This window comes from Tardiphaga sp. 862_B3_N4_1 (genome assembly GCF_051811085.1).
Classification (GTDB): domain Bacteria; phylum Pseudomonadota; class Alphaproteobacteria; order Rhizobiales; family Xanthobacteraceae; genus Tardiphaga; species Tardiphaga robiniae.
The window spans coordinates 2,811,257-2,831,058 of sequence record NZ_JBPWQB010000001.1 but is presented as its reverse complement, the minus strand read 5'-3'; the positions used below and the strand labels follow the sequence as shown (position 1 = coordinate 2,831,058).

At 61.1% G+C, this 19,802-nt stretch carries 17 protein-coding genes and 1 tRNA gene; 13 read left to right on the top strand and 5 right to left on the bottom strand.

Going from position 1 to position 19,802, the window contains the following annotated elements; genetic code table 11:
- Nucleotides 1-182 precede the first annotated feature (182 nt).
- On the bottom strand, nt 183-1,100 hold the full coding sequence (locus tag AB8B02_RS13395) for a LysR family transcriptional regulator (RefSeq protein ID WP_089263791.1): 918 nt from the start codon (nt 1,098-1,100) through the stop codon (nt 183-185).
- A gap of 133 nt (nt 1,101-1,233) precedes the next feature.
- Here AB8B02_RS13395 and AB8B02_RS13390 point away from each other — a divergent pair, with 133 nt between their 5' ends.
- The 8 genes from AB8B02_RS13390 to AB8B02_RS13355 all read left to right on the top strand — a co-directional run bounded on the left by AB8B02_RS13390 (nt 1,234) and on the right by AB8B02_RS13355 (nt 9,600).
- Nucleotides 1,234-2,874, top strand: coding sequence for a flavin-containing monooxygenase (locus AB8B02_RS13390; RefSeq protein ID WP_439064154.1), 1,641 nt, complete (start codon nt 1,234-1,236; stop codon nt 2,872-2,874).
- Nucleotides 2,875-3,141: 267 nt separating this feature from the next.
- A complete protein-coding gene (locus tag AB8B02_RS13385; protein ID WP_439064153.1) occupies nt 3,142-4,404 on the top strand; it encodes an ABC transporter substrate-binding protein in 1,263 nt (420 codons plus the stop codon).
- 147 nt (nt 4,405-4,551) lie between these two features.
- On the top strand, nt 4,552-5,457 hold the full coding sequence (locus AB8B02_RS13380) for a branched-chain amino acid ABC transporter permease (protein ID WP_439064152.1): 906 nt from the start codon (nt 4,552-4,554) through the stop codon (nt 5,455-5,457).
- Entirely contained in the window at nt 5,454-6,458 is a 1,005-nt protein-coding gene (locus AB8B02_RS13375; RefSeq protein ID WP_439064151.1) for a branched-chain amino acid ABC transporter permease, read from the top strand. Before AB8B02_RS13380 ends, AB8B02_RS13375 begins: the two co-directional genes overlap by 4 nt.
- Nucleotides 6,458-7,225 carry an ABC transporter ATP-binding protein gene (locus tag AB8B02_RS13370; RefSeq protein ID WP_439064150.1) on the top strand — a complete coding sequence of 256 codons (768 nt, stop codon included), beginning with the start codon at nt 6,458-6,460 and terminating at the stop codon, nt 7,223-7,225. The genes AB8B02_RS13375 and AB8B02_RS13370 overlap by 1 nt, the downstream gene beginning before the upstream one ends.
- The gene (locus tag AB8B02_RS13365) at nt 7,225-7,938 is read left to right on the top strand and encodes an ABC transporter ATP-binding protein (protein WP_439064149.1); all 714 of its coding nucleotides are present in this window, start codon (nt 7,225-7,227) and stop codon (nt 7,936-7,938) included. The genes AB8B02_RS13370 and AB8B02_RS13365 overlap by 1 nt, the downstream gene beginning before the upstream one ends.
- A 62-nt stretch (nt 7,939-8,000) precedes the next feature.
- The gene (locus AB8B02_RS13360; RefSeq protein WP_439064148.1) at nt 8,001-8,786 is read left to right on the top strand and encodes an SDR family NAD(P)-dependent oxidoreductase; all 786 of its coding nucleotides are present in this window, start codon (nt 8,001-8,003) and stop codon (nt 8,784-8,786) included.
- Nucleotides 8,787-8,856: 70 nt separating this feature from the next.
- Nucleotides 8,857-9,600 carry an SDR family NAD(P)-dependent oxidoreductase gene (locus AB8B02_RS13355; protein ID WP_439064147.1) on the top strand — a complete coding sequence of 248 codons (744 nt, stop codon included), beginning with the start codon at nt 8,857-8,859 and terminating at the stop codon, nt 9,598-9,600.
- Between the two features lie 1,013 nt (nt 9,601-10,613).
- On the opposite strand, the gene AB8B02_RS13350 is transcribed toward AB8B02_RS13355, so the two are convergent.
- A tRNA-Ser gene (locus AB8B02_RS13350) sits at nt 10,614-10,704 on the bottom strand.
- Nucleotides 10,705-11,376: 672 nt separating this feature from the next.
- Between AB8B02_RS13350 and AB8B02_RS13345 the strand changes: the two genes are divergently transcribed.
- Complete coding sequence (locus AB8B02_RS13345; RefSeq protein ID WP_439064146.1) at nt 11,377-12,909, top strand: porin; 1,533 nt, start codon at nt 11,377-11,379, stop codon at nt 12,907-12,909.
- Nucleotides 12,910-13,082: 173 nt separating this feature from the next.
- Here the strand turns inward: AB8B02_RS13345 and AB8B02_RS13340 are convergent, their stop codons facing one another.
- On the bottom strand, nt 13,083-15,242 hold the full coding sequence (locus AB8B02_RS13340; RefSeq protein WP_439064642.1) for a lytic transglycosylase domain-containing protein: 2,160 nt from the start codon (nt 15,240-15,242) through the stop codon (nt 13,083-13,085).
- Nucleotides 15,243-15,578: 336 nt separating this feature from the next.
- On the opposite strand from AB8B02_RS13340, the gene dapA reads away from it, so the two are divergent.
- The 4 genes from dapA (at nt 15,579) to AB8B02_RS13320 (ending at nt 18,141) form a co-directional block, all read left to right on the top strand.
- A complete protein-coding gene (dapA, locus tag AB8B02_RS13335; RefSeq protein WP_120292101.1) occupies nt 15,579-16,472 on the top strand; it encodes a 4-hydroxy-tetrahydrodipicolinate synthase in 894 nt (297 codons plus the stop codon).
- A 99-nt stretch (nt 16,473-16,571) separates the two neighbouring features.
- Nucleotides 16,572-16,988, top strand: coding sequence for a large conductance mechanosensitive channel protein MscL (gene mscL, locus AB8B02_RS13330; RefSeq protein WP_089263809.1), 417 nt, complete (start codon nt 16,572-16,574; stop codon nt 16,986-16,988).
- A 65-nt stretch (nt 16,989-17,053) separates the two neighbouring features.
- Entirely contained in the window at nt 17,054-17,527 is a 474-nt protein-coding gene (gene smpB / locus AB8B02_RS13325; protein ID WP_068732465.1) for an SsrA-binding protein SmpB, read from the top strand.
- A gap of 38 nt (nt 17,528-17,565) precedes the next feature.
- Entirely contained in the window at nt 17,566-18,141 is a 576-nt protein-coding gene (locus AB8B02_RS13320) for a peroxiredoxin (RefSeq protein ID WP_120292103.1), read from the top strand.
- A 53-nt stretch (nt 18,142-18,194) separates the two neighbouring features.
- On the opposite strand, the gene AB8B02_RS13315 is transcribed toward AB8B02_RS13320, so the two are convergent.
- Nucleotides 18,195-18,905 (bottom strand): uracil-DNA glycosylase, encoded by a 711-nt coding sequence (locus tag AB8B02_RS13315; RefSeq protein WP_120292105.1) that lies wholly within the window; start codon nt 18,903-18,905, stop codon nt 18,195-18,197.
- Nucleotides 18,886-19,512: a LabA-like NYN domain-containing protein gene (locus tag AB8B02_RS13310; protein ID WP_068732474.1), complete on the bottom strand. Its 627-nt coding sequence runs from the start codon at nt 19,510-19,512 to the stop codon at nt 18,886-18,888. Before AB8B02_RS13310 ends, AB8B02_RS13315 begins: the two co-directional genes overlap by 20 nt.
- Nucleotides 19,513-19,802 lie beyond the last annotated feature (290 nt).

Genomic DNA, 19,802 nt, shown 5'->3' with positions numbered 1-19,802 from the left:
CTCGCGAGATCGCTGCGCGGCTAGGCCGGATCGATGACTATCTCGAGGTTAAGTGTCTTTGCATGGGCTGGATCTGATTGGCGCCGTTGAGCCCAGATGCTCGCCCGCGAGCAACTTAACGTCACGCTTAGGCATTAAGTTATTTTGAGTTGGACAGGCCGCTTGTGGCGCAAAGCGGACGTCTATTGGTCCCGCCAATACCGCCAAGGCGGCGGATCGGGTAGTTTCGTCTTGAGGAAGTCCAAGAAGACCCTGACACGGTTACTTACCAGTCGGCGGCTCTGATACACCGCATAGATGGGATGTTCCTCCGGGCACTGATGTTCCGGAAAGAGCTCGACCAAGCGGCCTTGGGCGAGATCGTCGGCGATTTGGACTTCGACCAATCGCACGATGCCGAGGCCAGCGCGCGCGAACTCGATAAGGATCGAAGCCTGGTTCGAGCGTACACGGCTCTTGACGGCGAGCGGTGTGGACAAGCCATCGGCACCGCGAACGGTCCATGTGCTGGCGGCAATGGACGAATGAAAATTGAGACAGGCGTGGTCCGCCAACTCGTTGGGATGTGACGGCGTGCCGTACTCGGCCAGATAGCTCGGCGACGCACAAATGATCCATCGCGTGCTCGTAAATCGCGTGGCCACGAGCGAGGAGTCATTGAGGTGCCCAACATGAATCGCAACGTCGGTTCCCTCGTCGAGTAGCGGCCCGGGATCGATCCGCAGCTGAAGTTCGACCTGAAGGTCGGGATGCTGCCGGCAGAACTCCGGGAGCTTCTTGGCGAGGATGACCTGTCCGAAGATCGGCATCGAGCGAATGCGCAGGGTTTCGCGACCGAGCTTGCCGCTGAAGATCGTCGCGTCAGCGGCCTCGACGGCTTCGATGGCTGCAAGCGCCGCCCGATAGAAGACCTCTCCCTCCGGAGTCATGACGATGTTGCGGTGCGCACGGCGGAATAACAGCGCGCCCAACCGTTCTTCCATCCGCGCAATCAGCTTGCTGACTGCGGACGGCGTGATGGCAAGGTTTCGGGCCGCTGCAGAGAAGCTGCCGTCTTCCGCGGCCCTGACGAAAACCTGCATCTCTGTGTAGCGGTTCACGTTTTTCTCTTGTGACGGAAATTCACATCAGGTTTGAACGATAGAGTATGGAAAGCCATCCGGCAAATCTCTAGCCTTCGAGGCAATAGCGCGGCCATGCGAAGCCGCTCATAAACGAACGGGGAGACGACCGTTGGCGAGCAAGGAGAGCACTGCTTTTGCAGTGAACGAACAATCGAGCCATGCCTGTGACGCGATCATTATCGGCGCCGGATTTTCAGGCCTCTACCAGTTGCACAAATTACGGGACGAACTCGGCCTCGACGTCGTTGTGCTTGAAAAGGGCGATGGCATCGGCGGGACCTGGTTCTGGAACCGCTATCCGGGCGCGCGCTGCGATTCCGAGAGCTATTACTATTGCTACTCCTTTAACAAGGAGATCGAGCAGGAGTGGAGCTGGAGTGAGCGCTATCCCGAACATCCTGAAATCCGGAAATACCTGAATTTCGTCGCCGACAAGCTCGATCTCAAGCGCGATATCCGGCTGAACACCGAGGTCACCGCGGCCGCGTTCGATGACGATGCCAATCTCTGGACGGTGCAGACGAAGAACGGACAGTTCTTCTCCGCGCCATTCCTGATTACGGCAGTGGGGTGTCTCTCGACAGCCAATGTGCCTGATATCAAGGGCCTCGATAGCTTCAAGGGCCAATGGTACCATACCGGCCTGTGGCCGCATGAGGGCGTCGATTTCAGCGGCAAGCGTGTGGGCCAGATCGGAACCGGATCGACCGGGATTCAGACCGCACCTGTCATTGCCGAGCAGGCAAGACATCTCACGGTTTTCCAGCGTACGGCAAATTACAGCATTCCGGCGCGCAACGGCCCGGTGACGGCGAACGACATCAAGCATACAAGGGACAATTACGACGAGATCTGGCGTCTTGCGCGCGCCGGCACCAACGGACATCCGTTCACGATCTCGACGCGTTCCGCGCTGTCGGTGTCCGATGCGGAGCGGCAGGAGATCTATGAAAAGGCGTGGGAGCGCGGCGGATTGCGCTTCCGTGCATCGTTTTCCGATGTCCTGCAGAACGTCGAGGCAAACCTCACGGCCTCAGACTTCCTCCGCGACAAGATCAAGACCGTCGTCAAGAATCCGGCGGTCGCAGAGATGTTGACGCCGCGCGATCATGGCTTTGCGACCAAGCGCCCGCCGATCGACAGTGGCTATTTCGAAACATTCAACCGGGACAATGTGCTGCTGGTCGATCTCAAGGCAGAGCCGATCGTCGAGGTCACGGCGAAAGGTATCCGGACAACGAAGCAGGAGTACGAGCTCGACATCATCGTGTTCGCGACGGGCTTCGACGCCCTGACTGGGCCGCTCGTCAATCTGAACATCAGTGGCAGCCAGGGTACGAAGCTGAAGGATGCCTGGGCGGCCGGCCCGCGCACTTACCTCGGCCTGCAGTCGCCGAAATTCCCGAATCTGTTCACCATTACCGGTCCTGGTAGCCCGTCGGTGCTATGCAACATGCCGATTGCCATCGAGCAGCATGTGGACTGGATCACCAATTGTATTCGCGACATGCGCGCGAAGGGTCTCAAGCGGATTGAGGCCAGGACCGACTCGACCGAAAAGTGGGTCGCGCATGTCAACGAAGCTGCGGACGCGACGCTGCTGCCGATGGCCAGCTCGTCCTGGTATCTCGGCGCCAATGTGCCGGGCAAGCCGCGCGTCTTCATGCCCTATGCCGGCGGACTTGCGCGCTACACCTCGATCTGTGACGACGTCGCACAAAGCGGTTATCGCGGTTTCGCGCTGAGCTAACGGCACATGCCGCGGATGTCCAAGCGGGCTCCGCGGGCAACAGGCGTCGACGCCGCAGCATCGGTCCCTAACCTTCGCTGCCGCGAATTTGCGCGAGGTATTCGGAAAGTCCGTTGGACAGCGCGCCGTTCCTGCGGCACGATCTTCGGAGTGCGCTGATCGACGAGAGAACCTAGTGAGGAGAGCAAGCGACGGGAAGACGACGCTGATCTGGAAATAATAAAATCTGTACCGGCAAAGCCGGACATCAAAATCAGGGAGGGTTCAATGACCAAGACGACCAAGGGCATTTCACGCCGACGCGTCCTCAAGGGCGCTGGCGCCATGGTAGGCCTTGCCGCATTCGGCGCGCCGCATGTCGCCGGAGCGCAGGCGAAGGTGATCAAGATCGGCCTGCCGACGATCCTGTCGGGGCGCGTGGCGATCCTCGGCACGTCCAGCCGGTTTGCAGTCCAGCTCGCTTTCAATCAGATCAATGAAGCCGGTGGCATCAACGGCCGCAAATTCGAAGTGGTCGACCGCGATTCCAAAGGTCGTCCCGATGAAGCCGCAAAGGTCACGCGCGATCTCATCAACAACGACGGTTGCGATATCATCATCGATGGCGAGGCGTCGTCGGGCAGCTTCGCGGTGCATGAGGTCGTGCGCGATCTCGGCATTCTTTGCCTCCATACCTGCAGCGAAACCTCGTCGCTGACGGCAGACCCCAAGCAGTTCAGCAAGAATGTGTTCAGATGCGCCCGACAGGGCATCCATGATGCCGTCGCAGGTGGTAGCTACGCAGCGAAGATTGCCAAGGAGAAGGGGCTCAAGAAGTGGGCGACCTGTTCGCCCGACTACGCCTATGGCCGCGACAACACCGCGGAATTTCTGCAATACGCCAAGGTGTTCGAGCCGTCGATCGAAGTGGTCGATCAGCTCTGGCCGAAACTGTTTGCGCCCGATTACACCGAGAGCATCACCAAGCTGATGCAGGTGAAGCCGCAGGCGGTCTATTCGGCGCTGTGGGGCGGCGATCTCGTCGCGTTTATCGAGCAGTCGAACCTGTATCGCCTGTTCCAGAACACCGCCTATTTCTCCGGTGGTCTTGGCGATCCGCCGATCCTGACGGCAATCAAGAACCTGCCGCAGGGACTCAACACGGCCTATCGGTACAACAACGGATTTCCGAGTTCACCCGAGAACACCGCCTTCTGCGATGCCTATGTCAAGGTGGTGCCGCACGAGCCGACCAACTGGGCGTGGCAGAACTACGCGGCGTCGCAATTCATTATCGAGGCGCTGCGTCGCACGAACGGCAATACCGACAGTTCTGCGCTGGCCAAGGAAATCTCCGGCATGACGGTGAAGAAGCCGTTTGGCGGTGCCGGCATCACCATGCGTGACAGCGATCATACGATCATCAATTACCCCGTCGCATGGGGCAAGACGGTCAGCAAGTCACCCTGGGTGGTCGATTACGTCGATACGGAATGGTCGAAGATCGTCGAGCTCGAGAAGGAGTGGAAGAAAGAAAAGGGTTACGCCTGAGCTGTCTGCGGGCGTCGTCGCTAGATGACGCGGCCCGTCGCATTGCGACGGGCTCGGCGGCTCCGTCGCACATCCGGCCTGCCGTTCGCGGCGGCCGGAACAGGCTCGTTCAGACCATCGAAGGTCAGACCATCAAAGGACTGCGCTGTGAACCTCGAAGCCCTTGCCTCCTGCCTGTCATCGTCAGCCTGCGCCGTGACGCAGATATCGACGGCGCTCATCATCGGCATGCTGCTGTTCATGGTGGCGTCCGGCCTGTCGCTGATCTTCGGCGTGCTCGGCGTCATCAATTTCGCCCATGGCGCGTTCTATATGGCTGGCGCCTATATCGCCTTCTTCACCTATCAGGCGACGCAGAGCTTTTTACTGGCGTTCCTGGCCGGCGCGCTCGGGGCAGGCCTGATCGGGGTCATCTTTGAGCGGTTCATCATCAGCAAGGTGTATGGCAAGGACATCCTGATGCAGTTGCTGGTTTGCTACGCCATCATCCTGATCTTCGACGATCTGGTGAAGATCATCGCCGGCCCGGAGTACAAGATGATGGGCATGCCCGACGTGTTCGCGCTTCCGCCGCTTGAATTCGCCGGCGGCTTCGTTCCGGCCTATTATGTCTTCATGATCGTCGCGAGCCTGTCGATCGGCGCGATGCTCTGGCTCGCAATCGAGAAGACCCGGATCGGCAAGATCATTCGCGCCCTCGCCATCAATCCGCAGATGGTCGGCGCACTCGGGATCAACACGACGCTGCTCTACGCGGCCGTGTTTGGCGTCGGCAGCATGCTGGCGGGTATCGCCGGCTCCCTCGCGGCGCCGACACGCACATTGACGCCGGGTATGGGTCTATCGATCCTGATCGAAAGCTTCATCGTCACCGTGATCGGCGGGATGGGATCGATCGTCGGCGCGCTGATCGCAGCGTTGCTCATCGGCTTCACGCGGGCCTTCGGAGCGATCGGCTTTCCGCTCTTCGTTGACGGGATCATGTTCGGCATGATGGCCGTCGTTCTGATCGTCAAGCCCAGCGGTCTGCTCGGCCGGGAGATCGCGCGATGATGAAAGCGGGGTTCCTGCGCGATCTGCTCTTTGCGGCTGCCGTGCTGATCGTTTTGATTGTCGCACCGTTCATCTTCACCAAGCCGTCGCTGCGCGACTTCCTCATCTATGTGATGGCCTATGGGCTGCTGGCGATGTCGCTGAATCTCCTCGTGGGGCTCACGGGGCTGGTCTCGTTCGGACACGCTGCCTTCTTCGTATCCGGCGCCTATATGTTCGGTCTGCTGATGCAGTCCGGCCGCGTGTCGATACCAATCGCAATTCTCATCACGGTGCTCGGTACGTCGGTACTTGCTCTGGTGATCGGCGCGATCTGCGTGCGCCTGAAGGAAATCTATTTCTCCTTCATCACGCTGGCGTTCCAGATGTTCATCCACTCAATCATCCTGACCTGGGTCAGCCTGACCGGCGGCGATCAGGGGTTGCGCGGCGGCATTCCGCGGCCCCCGTTCTTCGGCATCGATCTCAGCAGCGGTGTGTCGCTTTATATCTTCTCGGCTTGCATCTTCGTCGTCTGTATCCTGATCATGCGTCAGGTATGGCAGTCGCCGTTCGGCTATACGCTGCGCCTGATCCGTGACAATCCGAACCGGGCCAATTACCTCGGCGTCGATATCGTTCGCATGAAGCTCGGCGTGTTCATCCTCGCCGGTGCGATGGCCAGCGTGGCCGGCATCCTGCTGTCGCTGTTCGTCTCCGGCGCCTATCCGGAATTCGGTTTTTGGACGACGTCGGGCGAGGCCATCTTCATGATCATGCTCGGCGGCTCGCAGCTCTTCGTCGGGCCGATCATCGGCGCCATCCTGCTGCGCCTGCTCGAGCATTTCGTATCCATCTACACCGAATATCACGGCCTTGTGCTGGGCATCGCTATTCTGGCCATCGTGCTGGGCCTGCGGCAGGGCATCGCCGATTACGTCGTCGAATTTCTGCAGCGACGCAAAGAGGCCAGGTCGGCTCCCGCCAAAGAGGCGGCCTTCGTCAAGGAGAGGATCGCCTGATGCTCTCGGTGCAGAACCTCGACAAGCGCTTCGGCGGTGTTCACGCCACGCGCAACGTCTCGATCGATTTTCCCGATGGCTCGCTCACGGCGATCATCGGACCGAACGGCGCGGGCAAGACCACCTTCTTCAACCTGATCTCGGGGGCGTTCCGGCCGAACTCCGGCAAGATCATTTTCGACGGGCAGGATATCGTCGGCAAATCGAGCCTTGAGGTCGTACGTCTTGGCATGACGCGGGCTTTTCAGGTCGCCGAGATCTTTCCCAGCCTGACTGTCACCGAGGCGATCATGGCGACGGTGATCTCTCACTTGCGCAAGTCATGGACCTTCCTGCGGCGGTTTCCCGTCGCGGAAGCCAGGGCACGGACCGACGAGATCATCGAACTGCTCGGGATCGCGGACAAGGCCGGAACGCTCTCGCGCAATCTTTCGCATGGCGACCAAAAGCTGCTCGATATCGGTCTTGCGCTCGCCATGGAGCCCAAGGTGCTGCTGCTCGACGAGCCGACGGCGGGCATGGGTCCGGATGAGCGCTGGCGCATGATCGGCAAGGTGCAACATCTGTGGCAGGTCAAGAAGATGACGGTGCTCTTCATCGAGCATGACATGGATATCGTGTTCAAGATCGCCCAGAAGATCCACGTCCTGAAATACGGCGCCGTGCTCGCGCAGGGCACGGCCGACGAGATCCGGCGCAATCAGGATGTCATCGACGCCTATCTTGGCGCCGATCATCATCTCTCCGCAGCGGTGGGAGAGGCATGATGGCCGACCCGTTCCTTCATGTCGAAGCGGCCGACGTCTATTATGGTGCCAGCCAGATCCTGTTCGGCGTCGATCTCGCGGTCGAGCAGGGGCAAACCATGGCGCTGCTCGGCCGTAACGGCGCCGGCAAGTCGACCACGTTCAAAATGATCGCCGGCCTCGCGCCGCCACGCCGCGGCAAGGTTGCGCTCGCAGGGCAGGGGCTGGCTGGTCGGCCGTCCTACAGGATCGCGCGCGCGGGGATCGGCTACGTTCCGGAGAACCGGCAGGTGTTCCCCGACCATACGGTCGATGACAATCTCATCGTCGCCGCCAAGAAGGGGCCGCGCGGCGACCATCACTGGAATCGCGAGCGCATCTATGAAGTGTTTCCGATCCTCGCCTCGATGAAGGACCGCCTGGCCGGCCGGCTGTCGGGTGGCGAGCAGCAGATGCTGACCATCGCGCGCACGCTGATGGGCAATCCCGATGTGTTGTTGCTCGACGAGCCCAGTGAGGGCCTCGCGCCGATCATCGTCCAGGCCATCGGCGAACTTATCAAGACGCTGCGCGGCATGGGCGTCACAATTCTGCTGGCCGAGCAGAACATGCATTTCTGCCTGGGTATCGCGACCCATGCCACGGTGATCGACAAGGGCCAGATCGTCTATCGCGCGACCATCGACGAACTCCGGCACAACGAGGACATCAAGCAACGCTATCTTGCGGTCTAGCACCGTCGCCATCCGCGCAGCTTTGCTGCGTGCAACAAGAAACGGACAACGGGAGTGCAACGATGAAACGAGATGAAGGGCGCGGCCGCATCGCCGTGGTGACGGGCGGAGCAAGCGGAATCGGTCTGGCCACAGCTGGTATCTTAATCGAGCGCGGATGGCGCGTTGTCATTTCAGATATCAATGCGAAGGCCAATCAGGAATCTGCAGCGAAGATCGGCGCCGATTCAGTGCCGTTCGACGTGACTGATGAACACGCGACCGAAGCGGCTTTCACGGATATCGAGGCGCGGCTGGGGCCGGTCGAGGCGCTGTTCGCCAATGCCGGCGTGATCCAGTCGGGCGGCCGCGCGGAGAACCTGCCGCTCGCCGAATTCGACAAAGTGATCGCCGCAAATCTGCGCGGCGTCTACGTGTCCTGCCTCGCGGCCGGCAAGCGGATGGTCACGCGCGGCCGCGGTGGTATCGTGATCACCGGTTCGGTCACCGCGTCGCGCACTGCGCCACTGCATGCCTATGCGCCCTCGAAGGCTGCGGCGGTTCATATGGCGGCGTGCCTCGCGGCCGATTGGGGCCGTTCGGGTGTGCGGGTCAATGCGGTGTCGCCGGGCTATGTGGGAACCCCACCGGTGCTCGCCAACATCGAACGTGGGACGCGAGATCCGAAACTGCTGATCGAAGGCTCCGCGCTGGGACGCATGGTCGATCCGGAAGAAATCGGACGCGGCGTCGCGTTTCTGCTGTCCGACGACGCGTCGGCGGTTACCGGGATCAATCTTCCGATTGATGCTGGGTGGCTCGCGAGTTCGCATCTGACGACCTATGGCGGCGTGCCGCCGGCGCGCTGATCGCCGTTACGTCAACCCGTACACTGCGTGGGTTTGCAGAGGTGTGGCATCACAAACGGGAATTATCGTCATGACGTCTTCTGAAAAATCCCCATTCGATCTCACCGGACAGCGCATTGTGATCGCGGGCGCGGCCGGCGGCATCGGCAGCGCTACGGCGAAGCTATGCGCACAGCAAGGCGCGACGCTTGTGCTGGTCGATATCGCAGGCAAGGATCGTATCCGCGAACGCGTCGGTGCCGAGGTTGCGGACCGCTCTGAAATTTACGGCCTCGACACCGGCTCGCGGGCCGACGTGACGGCTCTCGCGAGGCAGACTGGACCGGTCTATGGACTGATCGATACGGCGGCGATCGCACCGCATGACGACTGGATGGCCGAGGACTGGGAAGAGTCGCTTGATCGCGTCATTCGCGCCAATGTGAAGGGACCGATCAATCTGACCCGCGCCTTCCTGCCCGGCATGATGGAGGCGGGCGAAGGCCGCATCGTGCTGTGCGGATCGGTCGCCGGCTGGATGGGCGGTCTGCGCACCGGGCCGCATTATGCCTTTGCCAAAGGCGGCATCCATTCCTTCGTGCGCTGGCTGGCGAGCAAGGCCGCACCGCGCAACGTCCTCGTGAACGGCATTGCGCCGGGGCCGGTAGAGACCGCGATGACCGAGGGCAAAGGCTATGACACGTCGCTCTATCCGTTGAAGCGCATGGCCAAGCCGGAAGAGATCGCCGCCACCGCGGTGTTCTTATGCGGCGCTGGCAGTGGTTACGCCTCCGGTGCGATTTTCGATATCAACGGGGCGACCCACTTCCATTGACTGCTGCGGGCGCTGATCGTCTACAGGACGCGGCGGATCTGCGCGCTGCGCCACCCACGATAAGGCGTGCCACCGAGAAGATAGGCGGCACGCATTGTTTTCGCCGCAATATGTGCGGTCACATCCGCCGATCCGTCGGCTTGCGAGACAAAGGGATATCACTTATTCGCTTGCAAGGTCTATGTCAGCTCATGGCGCAAAGCGGCCATCAACGACAGCGGACGTCGCTGCGAATTTCTTTGACGGGTTAGCCAATCTGACGACCGCCAATCGAGCGCGGTAGCGTTCACATATTTGACTGGCTTCCTGACCACACTCTCCAACTCCAAGGTCACAGCGAGCGTCAGTCCGGAGCGAATTCTCAAGCGCCCATCTCCCGCATAGACTATCGAGCGTTTCGACTAACTCCGGCTTCTCGATTTTGCTCGGATGAAGCATTTGCTCTCTGCTATAGCCGCTGCGCCCGGTCTTCGGAATCTGACTGGTCGCTCGTTTCACCATCTCGGGCACATCAACGATGCCGGATGTTTCCGAGAGTTGCCAGCGGTTGACCGCGCGGGTGATTGCTTTGCGAAGTTCGTCTGGCGTCGTGAAGCCTCCAGTGCATCTTCCCGACGTCCAACCTTGCGCTTCTCTGATCAGTGCGGGGTGCTTTTTTGTCGGGAGTTACATTGGTTTGCACGAAGACGAATAGCGGTTTGTTGTGGCGCCGCGCCTCAGGGGGAGGCATCGCCGTGACGCTCGTTCAACACAAGCACCACGAAGTCGGCATCCCGGACGCCAGGCAGGCCACTCGGGGCGACTTTGGGGAAGCGGCAAATTGTTCGGCGCGACTGATGGAGTGATCGAGGGTGTCAGAGCGTCCTCAGCAGCGGCTGAAATCTTTGAATCCCGAAATGTCCGAGAAAAAAACGTTCATGCGATCCTCAGCTCCGAACAAGGGCGGCGGGTTGTGGGTCGACATGTGGGTAGAAGTTGAAACGCCAATGAAAACAATATCGTAGGAAAAAGGATGGCGGAGCCGGAGGGATTCGAACCCTCGATACCCTTGAGAGGTATGCCGCTTTAGCAAAGCGGTGCCTTCAGCCACTCGGCCACAGCTCCATCATTGCTGCATATGCCCGACACCGTCGCGAGCCGCAAGCGCCAGATCGCAGTCTGTAGCGCATGTTCGCAGAAATCGGACACGTCCGATGTAGCTGTGTCTCTATAATCTTCAGATGCTGCCTCCGCTTGTCGTGCATTTGCCGCCGGGAAATAGGCCCCCGGGGCTGTTTATCGACGGCCATCCGCCGTTCCGCACTTGCCGGAATTTATCGCTCCGGCAGATGTGAGACGATTCGGCCGAGGGACTAGGAAAGCCAGCCAGACACATCGAATGCGAGTAAGAATGTGTTTCTGCTCGTTATGGGATGGGTCGGTGCCCTGAAATGCGGCGCTGGAAATTCTGATGTTGAAACAATTGCTTGCCAGGAATGCGCATTCACGAGTCCGTGTGATTTAAGCAACACAGCCCGGGAAACGGCCGAATGGAGGCCGCTTTGAGGCGTTCCATTGTTGCGGAGCGAGAGACCTTAGGAGATGGTCTCGGTGCGACGGAGGGGGGCATCCCGAGGTCGTCCCGTAAGGTGGTTCGTCCTGAATCTCGTCGGCACGCTCGTGCGACGGGGTTTGCGATTCGGAGCGTTTGCGGGTTGTCAGGGATTAAGGGGACTTGTCTTCAGGGTGGCCTCCACCCCGTTGCAGAACCTTCCCTAAAGCAACTTGGAGGTTTACATGAAGACGATTAAGGGCCTTATTCTCGGCTCGACGGCAGCTCTGCTCGCCGTTGGCGGAGCTCAGGCAGCCGATCTTCCCGTCAAGGCCAAAGCGGTCGAATACGTGAAGATCTGCTCCCTCTACGGCGCGGGTTTCTACTACATCCCGGGCACCGATACCTGCATCAAGATCGGCGGCGCGATCCGTTTGGACACCTCGTTCAACGCGAACGCCTATGACACCCCGTTCTGGCAGGGTGGCGCTGGCGGTGCCGGCGTGTTCACGAAGGACTACTTCATCACCCGTGAACGTATCAACCTGACCACCGATACGCGCACCGCCACCGAATACGGCGTCGTTCGTACCTACGCAAACATCCAGTTCGACTTCTCGCAGAACCGTGAATCGATCGCTGGCGGCTTCACCGAAGTCGACTACGCTTTCATCCAGTTCGCCGGCTTCACCTTTGGTAAGGCCGTCTCGCAGTTCGACCCGCAGTGGGCGCTCGCGAAGCCGTACATCTCGTCGGGCTTCCTCGCCGGTTCGAACAACACCACCGGTATCCCGCAGATCGCCTACACCGCTTCGTTCGGTAACGGCGTGTCGGGCACGATCTCGCTCGAGAACGCCTCGCCCTATCGCAACGCCGGTGTCTACAACAACACCGCTCTGATCCTCGCTCCGTTCGGCTCGAACGCTGCCTCGGCTGGTGTCTACGGCGTGTCGTCGAACTCCTTCGTCGGCAACTCCTACGGTGGCAACCACATTCCGGACGTGGTCGGCAACCTGCGCCTCGATCAGGCCTGGGGCACGCTGCACTTCGGTGCTGCCATGCACACCATCACCCCGACCTTCTACACCACCGCTGCTGGCGCTGCCGGTAACGAGTCGCTCGGCCACGCCGACGACTCCTACGGCTTCGCTGTCAACGGCGCTGTCGAGTTCAAGAACCTGCCGACCGGCGCGGGCGACAGCCTGAAGATTGAAGCAGTCTACGCCAAGGGCGCGGCCAAGTATGCCTTCACCGGCGGTACCACCGACACCTCGGGCGGCGGCCGTTTTGCCGCGGCTTCGGGCAACTCGCTGGCCTTCGGCTACGTGCTTGACGGCGTCTACACCAACGGCGGCAATATCGTTCAGAGCAACGCTTGGGCGGTCGCAGCCTTCTACGAGCACTACTGGAACCCGGCATGGCGTACGTCGCTGTTCGGCAGCTACAGCAGCATCTCGTACGGCAATGAAGGCAACGCGCTGCTCGCCGCTGCCTTCAGCCCGACCAACCCGCTCGGTACCCGTGCGAACAATGGTGGCACGCTTGTTGGTTCGACCGGCAACTTCGACTTCGCTATCGCCCAGATCGGTACCCGTACCGCCTGGACCCCGGTCAAGAACCTGACCCTGTCGGCCGAATTTACCTACTCCCGTCTGGAGCAGAACCTCGGTGGCGCCTGGACCGGTGCTGTGACTGGCAAGCCGACCCCGGTCGGCGGCTACGCGCTCCAGAACCAGAACCTCTACAACGGTTCGGTTCAGATCCTGCGCTCGTTCTAATATCGACTGCCTCACGGCAATCGCTATCTGAAACAAAGACCCCCGGCAGGAAACTGCCGGGGGTTTTTGCTTGCGTGATCGATCGCTGTGCCAAGGCGTAGGATGGGTTTCGCTCGACGCTTACGCGTCTGCGGTCTACCCCATTCGACGTATTCGCACTGTCCTGGTTGATGCTACTCGACGCTGCTGCTGGCACCGCGATGCAGGTCGGCCTCGATCTGCAGCCGTGAGCCACCGCCGAAGCGGGCGCGATAGACCTGCAGGTTCTCCATGATGCGCTGGACGTAGTTGCGCGTTTCCGAGAACGGAATCGACTCGACCCAGTCGACCGGATCGACCTTGGGGTCACGTGGATCACCGTAGCGTTCGATCCATTTGCGCACGCTACCGCGCCCGGCGTTGTAGCCGGCGAAGGTCATGATGTAGGAGCCGCGATAGTCCTCAAGGAGGCCACCGAGTTCGGCGGCGCCCAGCGTGGCGTTGTAGACCGAATCGCCCTTGAGGCGCGCAAGGTCATAGGTGCCGCCGTGCCGCTTGGTGACGTATTGCGCCGCGCTCGGCGTCACCTGCATCAGACCATAGGCTTGGGCCGGTGACACGACGGCCGGGTTGAAGGCGCTTTCCTGCCGTGCGATCGCATAGACCACGGCAGACTCGACCTCGGGCCCGATCGGGCGGTAGCTCGGAATGCCCGTCGTCGGATAGGCATAGTGATCGAAGGGCAGGCCGCGATTGAGGGCCGCCTTGCCGACCAGCAATGTGCCGCGGGCATCCTTGTTCTGTTGCGCGAGCTCGGCAAGGCCGAGCACGGCTTCCGGATCGCCGTTCTCGCCGACATCGGCGAAGATCGGGATGGCGACTTCGCGCTCGTCGATGGCGTAGAGCAGTTGCACCGCGCGAACGATTTCCAGTCGATCGAGCCCACGCGCGCGGGCGGTCAATGCACCGCTGATATCAAGCTGCTGCAGGCCAAGCTTGGCGCGCGCGAGCTGGCCGTAATAGCTGGTGGATTGCTCTGCTGCGCGCGTGTAGGCGGCGCGCGCTTCCTGGCTGCGGCCTGCGGCTTCTGCAGCACGGCCCTGCCAGTAACCGGCGCGGGCGAGAGCTGTCGGATTGACGCTGCCGACGCCGATACGTGCGAAGTGCTGTGCGGCGGTTGCGGGATCTTTCAGGAAGCGGAGCGCGATCCAGCCGGCAGTGAACTCCTGCTCGGTCTTGTAGATGTCGCGCGCGGGCAGGGCAGCATCGCGTGCCACGAGATAGGCCGAGCGATGTTCGCCGACGTCGAGTAACTTGCGCGCCGTGAGACGTCGCTCGATCCACCATTCGTCGAGATTGTGCAGGCGCTGCGGTTCGCGCGGCGCTGCAATCATCAGCCGCGCTGCTTCGCCGAATTTCTCCTCGCGGCGCAGCTGCTGAATGTGGCTGAAGATGTAGCCGGGGTCGCTATGCAGCTCGGACGGCACTGCAGCGAGCAGCGCGTTGGCGTTCGATGCCTTCTTGGTGACGCCGATGCGCGCCCGGGCCAGAGCCATCTGCGCGCCGCCGAGGCGTTTGGCAGAGCGCAGCGCGGCATCTGAATCGCTGCCATAGAGCAGCATGTCCATGCGCGCCTTGTGATCGCCGGGTGTGATCAGCGGACCGAACATGTCGATGGCCATGTTCTCGGTATCGCCCGATAACGGATCGCTGCGCCATGCATCACGGATCAGCCGCTCCGCGCCGGCGCGGTCGCCGCGCGCGAGGAGCGACTTGGCCAGAGCGAATTTGCCCTTGGCGGAAATCGGCTTCTCGCTCTCGAAATAAGACTGGATCGCGGAGTCGTCGCGCTTGTCGTCCCACAGCGCCGCTTCGATGCGGCGTCGCAGGAAGGTCTGCGATGGCCAGCTCGGATTGGCGGCGACGAAAGCGCGGTAGCGCTCGACCGAAGCGCCATTGTCATCGCTGCGCAGATAGATCCATTCGCCGAGCTTGCGCGCCACCGGATCGCCAATCGTTTGCACGACCTGCGCGGCTTCCGAACCCTTGCGCTTGCGGATCAGCTCGATGACGCTTTCGAGCGTTTCGGCATCCGCCTGTGGGGTGGATGTTGTTGCCGCCACCGCGGCGCGGGCGACTGGCTTCTTGGCAGCAGGGGGAATCGCCGCATGCTGGCGTGTGGCGGGCTGGATTACCGGAGCCGGGCTCGCAGCATCTGGCGCGAGCGGCTTCGCCGGGGCCGCCACGGCCGTGGCGGCCTGTGCGGCGCTACGCGCAATGGGGCGCGCTTTCGGCAATGGAACTTTGGTGGCCGCCCAGGCCTCGACGGCCAGCACCGATACTCCGACCGCCAGCGCCAGACCGGAGCCCAAGGCTGTCCGTTGCAAGGCCGTCCGCCGCGCAGTCGTGGTGAGGAACAGGTGCTTCACGGCATTCCCTCGCGGCGAATCAGGCAATCGCACGCATTCCCATGATGTATTTGATTGAAACGGTGACCAAATCGTCAATTTCTGTAACCGCTTGCTCCTCTCTGCCCGGCTACGGCGGCGAAATCACGGCCAAACAGCCGGTAAACCGCGCTGAAACCGCTTCGGGCGGTCTTTCGCCGCAGCCATAGACTCGATAAGACTTGCTGTTCAATCAATCGGTTCAAGCAGACGGCTAAAGCCGCATCGCGTTCGGAGCAGACCATGGCAGCCACCAAGACGAATTTCCGGGGGTCTTACACCGCGCTGGTCACGCCGTTCAAAGATGGCGCGCTGGACGAGGCAGGCTTTCGTGCGCTCGTCAGCTGGCAGATCGCCGAGGGCAGCAACGGCCTCGTTCCGGTCGGCACCACGGGCGAGAGCCCGACGCTGAGCCACGAAGAGCACTACAAGGTCGTCGAATGGTGCATTGACGAAGCCAAGGGCCGTGTGCCGGTGATCGCTGGCGCCGGGTCCAACTCCACCAAGGAAGCGGTAGCTTTGGCGAAGCACGCCGAGAAGGCCGGTGCGGATGCGGTGCTGGTGGTGACGCCGTATTACAACAAGCCCACGCAAGAGGGCATGTATCAGCACTTCAAGGCGGTGAACGACGCGATCGGCATTCCGATCCTGATCTATAACATTCCGCCGCGTTCGGTGGTGGACATGTCCGTCGAGACCATGACCCGGCTGTTCGAATTGAAGAACATCGCCGGCGTCAAGGATGCCACTGCCAATCTCGCGCGCGTGTCGCAGCAGCGCCATGCCATGGGGCCGGATTTCATCCAGATGTCCGGCGAAGACATGACTGCGCTGGCCTATATGGCGGCGGGTGGCCATGGCTGCATTTCGGTGACGGCGAATGTTGCGCCGAAGCTCTGTGCCGAACTGATGTCGCTGGTGCTCAAGGGCGACTATGCCGGGGCGCTCAAGGTCCAGGATCGCCTGACGCCGCTGCATGACACGATCTTCAAGGAGCCGGGCCTTGCCGGCGCCAAGCACGGCCTCGCACTGTTGGGCCGCATCAAGGAAGAAGTACGTCTGCCGCTGATGACGGTGACGCCGCCCACCGGCAAGGTGATCCGCGATGCCATGGTCTTCGCGGGCCTTATCAACTAGGCATCTGCATCAACCAGATGTTGAGTGACTTGGCTGCGTCATCTCTCCTTGTTTGTAAGCGCGTACGCGTCGTTCGTTGAAAACAAAAAGGAATTGCAGATGCTGAAGGAATTTCGCGATTTCGCGATGAAGGGCAATGTGGTCGATCTCGCCGTCGGCGTGATCATCGGCGCAGCCTTTGGTGCCATCGTCTCGTCGATGGTGGCCGATGTCATCATGCCGATCATCGGTGCGATCACCGGCGGTCTCGATTTCTCGAATTACTTCACGGGTCTCTCGAAATCCGTTACGGCAACCAATCTGGCCGACGCCAAGAAGCAGGGCGCCGTGCTCGCCTGGGGCAGCTTCCTGACCCTGACGCTGAACTTCATCATTGTCGCCTTTGTCCTGTTCTTGGTGATCCGCTTCATGAACCAGCTGAAGCGCAATGATGCCGCCAAGCCGGTTGAACCGCCGAAGCCGACCCGTGAAGAAGAACTGCTGACCGAGATCCGCGACCTGCTCAAGAAGGCCTGAGCCCAAGGCTTGGGTCGGGCATTCGCCGCACCTATATTCGGTCAGCATGCTGAAAGTATTGAACGATGGCCGAAAAGAACGAACGCCCGATCAAGGTGATCGCCGAGAACCGCAAGGCGCGGTTCAACTACGCCGTCGAGGATACGGTCGAGGCGGGCATCGCCTTGACCGGGACCGAGGTGAAGTCGATCCGCAACGGCAAGAGCACCATTGCGGAATCCTACGCCGATCCGAAGGACGGTGAGATCTGGCTGATCAACTGCAACATCCCTGAATATCTGCAGGCCAACCGCTTCAACCACGAGCCGAAGCGGCCGCGGAAGCTGCTGCTGCATCGCAAGCAGATCAACAAGCTGATGGGTGCGGTAGAACGCCAGGGCATGACCCTTGTGCCGTTGAAGATGTACTTCAACGAACGCGGCCGCGTTAAGCTGCAGCTCGCGCTGGCAAAGGGCAAGCAGCTCCACGACAAGCGCGCGAGCGAGAAGGACCGTGACTGGGGCCGCGAGAAGGGCCGTCTGTTACGCGCGCGGGGATAAGGCTGGGCGTCGCCCATTCTTTCAAACAAGAGGATGAGATGACGCAAGGCAACCTGCTCGAAGTCGACTGGAGCAAGATTCCGGCGCCGGAAGACGACGGTGCCGCCAATCATCTGACCGGCATGACGATCCCTCCGGTCAGCCTGCGCGCAACGAACGATACGGCGGTCACGCTGTCCGAACTCACCGGCCGCACCGTGGTGTTCGGCTATCCGCGTACAGGCGAGCCCGGTAAAATTGGGCTGGTCGATGACTGGGACATGATTCCGGGCGCGCGTGGCTGCACGCCGCAAACCTGTTCGTTCCGGGATCTGTTCGCGGAGCTGAAGGCCGCTGGCGCCAAGCATGTGTTTGGCCTGTCGACGCAGAGCAACGAATATCAGACCGAAATGGCCGGGCGGCTGCATCTGCCGTTTCCGGTGTTGTCCGACAAGCACCTTGAGCTGAGTGACGCACTCAGCCTGCCGACTATGGAGGTTGCCGATCTCACGATGATCAAGCGCATGGCCATGATCATCGACGACGGCAAGATCACCCATGTGTTCTATCCGGTGTTTCCACCGGACCGGAACGCGGGCGATGTGCTGGAATGGATGAAGGCGAACCCGGTTTGATCGCGTTGTCGCGGTCCTAGCCCGGATAGCGCTTCGCTCGTCCGGGCTACAGGTTAGGCATCACTCAGATCCGCCTTTACCCGCGCAAACACCGCACGGAACATCTCGGGCGTCAGTACGCGCGTGTTCGTGTTGTAGCGCGAGCAGTGATAGCTGTCGTAGAGCTTGAAGCGGCCGACATCGTGAACGGCGCCGTGCGCAAAGGGCGCTGTCACGGCGCGAATGCCGAGCGTCCTCAGCATCGTGTCGTGGGCGACGCGGCCCAGCAGCACGATAGCGCGCAATCGCGGCATGGTGTCCATCGTGGCAATCAGAAACGGCCGGCAGGTGGTGATCTCGACGGGCAGCGGCTTGTTCTGTGGTGGTACGCAGCGCACGGCATTGGTGATCCGGCAATCCTGCAGCATTAGCCCGTCATCAGGGCGTGCTTCATAGGTGCCGGAGGCAAAGCCGAAATCGAGCAAGGTCTCGTAGAGCAGATCGCCGGCATAGTCGCCGGTAAAGGGACGCCCGGTACGATTGGCGCCCTGCACGCCGGGGGCGAGGCCCACGATCAGGAGGGCAGCATCGGACATGCCGAACGACGGCACGGGTCCGTTGTAGCCGTCGGGGTCGCGCTCGCGCACCTCCAGCCGGTACTCGACGAGGCGGGGGCACAGGGGACAATCGCGCCCGGGATCGGTGGAAGTGCCAGCGGAAATCGCGGTTGCGACCACCGCCGGCTGTTGTCTGCTGAGTTGCGTCTTAGTCTTCGAAATCTTCATCGCCTCGTGGCGCCATGGTGGTCGCGCGCTGCAGGAATTGCGGCGTCTGGTGACGCGGCTCGCGCGGAGCAGGGCGCTCTGCCGGATCGCGGCCAAGCTTGCTCTGCAGTTCCATGAGATCGGTAAACACGTCTGCCTGCCGGCGCAACTCGTCGGCGATCATGGGGGGCTGGCTCGAGATGGTGGACACCACGGTGACGCGGACGCCGCGGCGCTGCACGGCTTCGACCAGGGAGCGGAAGTCGCCGTCGCCCGAGAACAGCACGATCTGGTCGACATGTTCGGCCAGTTCCATGGCATCGACGGCGAGCTCGATGTCCATATTGCCCTTCACCTTGCGTCGGCCGGACGCATCGATGAATTCCTTGGTGGCCTTGGTTACCACCGTATACCCGTTGTAATCGAGCCAATCGATCAGCGGGCGAATCGACGAGTATTCCTGATCCTCGATAATCGCGGTGTAATAGAAGGCCCGGACGAGGGTCCCGCGGCTCTGAAATTCCTTGAGGAGGCGCTTGTAGTCGATGTCGAAGCCGAGGGTCTTGGCGGTGGCGTACAGGTTGGCGCCGTCGATGAAGAGTGCGATCTTGTTAGATGTGAGGGACATCAAGTTTTCTCATGTGGTTTGTTGTTGTTAGCGTTTTTGGCGCGACTTCGTCGTTGCGCATTTGAATCACATTTGTCGTCCGCTCTTCGTCGGATCGGCTTTATTGACGCCACGCAATCAGCTGGTCTGGAACTGCCCGAATATGCCGATCCATCTTCCCTTGCAATGAAGCCTTTTGGTGTCGAGATATCCGCTTCTGGCCAGATGGTGCCACCGCTTCTGCGGTCTTTTTGAGGGTACCATAGTGCGGCAGAAAACCAAGCCAAGAAGGACGCAATTCCAAATTGGTC